The 3,572-nt window shown below is 44.6% G+C and carries 3 protein-coding genes; all 3 read left to right on the top strand.

The features are described from left to right. The coding region (locus VIP81_RS10780; RefSeq protein ID WP_331959745.1) for a SusC/RagA family TonB-linked outer membrane protein at nt 1-1,769 on the top strand (1,769 nt) is incomplete at its 5' end. 27 nt (nt 1,770-1,796) lie between these two features. Beyond that, entirely contained in the window at nt 1,797-2,546 is a 750-nt protein-coding gene (locus VIP81_RS10785; RefSeq protein WP_331959748.1) for a RagB/SusD family nutrient uptake outer membrane protein, read from the top strand. 30 nt (nt 2,547-2,576) lie between these two features. Further along, entirely contained in the window at nt 2,577-3,542 is a 966-nt protein-coding gene (locus VIP81_RS10790; protein WP_331959751.1) for a RagB/SusD family nutrient uptake outer membrane protein, read from the top strand. Nucleotides 3,543-3,572 lie beyond the last annotated feature (30 nt).

Here is a 3,572-nt window from a genome sequence, read left to right on the forward strand (position 1 = left end):
GATTGTCTGCTAAACTGGCTTATAGCAGAAATATAGATAATGAATTCATCAAAAACTTCGGAAAAAAGCAGCTGCTGTATAATTATGCCATGTCTGCCAATGGCGTGATAGATATTACTAAACCGCTGGGGACTGTACTCAGCGGTGATCCGGGTACCGAGTATATCGGTAACGAATATACGAAATCAAATTCCTATCAGTTAAATGCGCAACTCAATTACGAGCGGCATTTTGGACTGCATCATGTTACTGCATTAGCGGTGTATGAACAGTATGAATATGAGGATAACAATTTCCAGGCATACCGGTATAATTTTCCGTTATATCCCACCGATCAGTTTTTTGCCGCCAGTGGAAATAGTAAAGACTGGAGCAACAATGGATCGGAAAACCAGGATGGACGCTTGTCTTACATAGGAAGAGTGAACTATGATTATGCCGGAAAATATTTAATCTCTGCGTCTGTACGTCGGGATGGTTCCGTAAAATTCGCACCGGACAAAAGATGGGGATGGTTCCCTTCTGTATCTGCCGGTTGGAAAATTTCTGAAGAAGATTTCTTTAAACATACCAAGGCACTGGATTTTGTGGACATGCTGAAAATCCGGGCCTCACTGGCCACCACCGGTAATGATGCTATTGGTGGATGGAAATGGCAGGACCAGTACAATATCCAAAGTGGTACGTACTACATGGGTACGAACGGTACTACCAACCCCAGACTGGCTTATGGTGGTATCCCTAACCCGGACCTTACCTGGGAAAAATCCAGATCTGTCAATTTTGGGTTAGACCTCAACATGTTAAAACACATTTCTGTGACGGCAGAAGTATGGCGCCGTCATACCTACGATATTCTTGGCTCCCGTATACTGGCTATCCCGGCTGAATTTGGCACCTCATTGCCTGCTGTAAATTATGGCGTGGTCAACGCCAAAGGATTTGAATTTGAATTAGGATATGATAATAAAATAGGAAAGAATTTTTCGTTTAGAATAAAAGGAAATATAGGCCTGGCGACCAACAAAGTAGTGTTACAGGATGTAGCAGCAGGAGCAGTGCCGGTAGATGATCCGAATGGTAAAACACTGAATTACCTGAAAGGTTATGTGTCCAATGGTATTTACCGGACTAAAGAAGATCTGGCCAAACTCCCTGCTGGATTTACGATTGAGGGCGTGACCCCGGTACTGGGAATGTTAAGCTTTGAAGATGTAAGCGGACCGGCAGGAAAACCAGATGGCAAAGTAGATACCTGGGACCGTGTGAAGCTGGGTGATTATCAGCTGGGTCAGGCGCCCATTTCGTATGGACTCACACTCAATTTCGCGTATAAAGGATTTAACGTGGATATGTTGTTTGCAGGTTTGGCCGGATTTAAAACCACCTATAATGATGCTTTTTCAAGAAATGTAGGCAGCTATTGGACTTATACCAATTACTGGAAAGATTACTGGACAGAGTCCAATGTAAATGCATCGGGACCGAAGCCATTCCCATGGGGGAGCCAGTATGCCAGCTACGCTAATTACAATTCTTCCTACAACGTGTACGACGGTAGTTTTGTACGGATGAAATATTTATCCATCGGATACCAGATTCCATCTTTTTTGGTGAAAAAAGCAGGCATACAATCGGCTACTGTCTTCCTTTCCGGTACCAACCTGTTTCAGTGGTCGAAGTTTAAATTGTATGACCCTGAGCTGAGTCAGTTTATGAGTTATCCGATTATGAAGACGTACTCCGTAGGACTTAATATCAACCTGTAATTATTTTACTGAGGAAAAAATTAAACAATGAAAAATTCCAACTATATATCGATACTGGTACTTGCTGTCGGCTTATTGACAGGTTGCAGCAAGGTACTGGACAAAAGCAATCTGACGGCGGTAAATCCCGACCAGGTATGGAGCAATGAAGCGATTGGTAAAGCCTACCTCGATAATATCTACGCCGCTATGATGCCTGGCAACCCTTATGGTAGCGCCAATGGTACGGATGAAGGCGTGCCTTATCAAAAACAAACCGATGCATGGATGCAGGGTTCGGCTACGTATGACTCGTATGATATTTATGGTTCGCAGTATTCGAATATCCGGACCATTAATATCCTTTTAGAAAATATTGATCAGGCATCATTTGCCCCTGCCAGTAAAAATCAGATGAAAGGGCAGGCGCTGTTCTGGCGTGCCTGGGCGTATTATGCGCTCACCAAAAGTTATGGAGGCGTACCGTTGATTACCGCACCACAGGCCGTGTCTGTAGACTTAAATACTTTACAGGTACCCCGCAATACCACCACGGAGTGTATTGCACAAATCACAAAAGACCTGGACGATGCGATTGCATTATTGCCGGATGTGTGGACAGGAGAAGACGTAGGCCGAATTGATAAATGTGCGGCCATGGCTTTTAAAGGAAGGGTATTATTGTTTTTTGCCAGTCCGTTGTTCAACCCTTCAGGTGCAGCAGCTAAATGGCAACAGGCTTATGATGCCTGTCAGGCGGCCAAAAATGAATGTGATGCGCAGGGAAAAGGTCTTTAAGCGCCCTATAATAAAATATGGGATGATGAATTGAATAAGGAAGTGGTCATGGTGAAAAGGTTTAATTACCCCCAGGCATCCTATTTTCAGGGCGGCCTTATTCCGCTTAACTTTTCACAGGACGACGTAGGATACGACCGGCCTTCTCTGGAACTGGCCAATGCCTTTCCAAGGAAAGACGGGTCGGCCTGGAATACAGCCACCATGGCATATGACACTATCTTTAAAAACCGGGATGACCGGTTTTATGAAACCATTTATTATAATGGATCACCTTATCAATACCTGGCAAAGATGAAAAATATGAACACTTACCTGTGGACATATTTTGATGTAGTGACCGACTATAATTCGGGAACCGGTATTGCCGGTACGCATAATTCGATTACAACAGATCCGTTATGGTCTAACTCCAGTTTTTACCGGATTAAAGCCATTGATAAAACGGCTAATATGGCCACCTCCGTTTATAACGCGGGCGTTGACTGGCCAGAGATCAGGTATGCCGAGGTGTTGATGAACTATGGGGAAGCCGCCAATGAGCTGGGCAAAAATGCCGAGGCATTGAATGTGCTGTATAACATCCGTGCAAGGGCAGGTATTTTACCCGGAGCGGCCAGCAAATATGGTATTACCGCTGCTGCCACCCCAGACATCCGGACCGCCTATCAGCAGGAAAGGTTCGTTGAATTTGCTTTTGAAGGCAAACGAATGGATGATCTCCGGAGATTGAAAATGTTTGGTTACCTGAGAAGTCTGCCACAGCGTCACGGCCTCGGTATTGTATTGAAAGCCGGTCAGCCGGATGTACAACCCATGGACGATATCAATGCCGTATGGAACCGGTTTAATTCCACCGTTATTACCACCGATGCCATGAATATTGCCATAAAAGATAACTACTATATTTACGGCATCCCGCTTTCGTATATTAACAGAAACCCAAAACTTATGCAGAATAATAACTGGGGCGGCACCTTTGATCCGTTGCAGTAAACATTGGCTTACAGCACCGGCTACATGCCG

Origin of the sequence: Chitinophaga sp. (assembly GCF_036566945.1) — a bacterium.
Lineage (GTDB): Bacteria > Bacteroidota > Bacteroidia > Chitinophagales > Chitinophagaceae > Chitinophaga.

Bases quoted from the DNA above. Each gene is read 5' to 3' on its own strand.
- VIP81_RS10785 (WP_331959748.1), top strand. From the start codon at position 1,797: ATGAAAAATTCCAACTATATATCGATACTGGTACTTGCTGTCGGCTTA.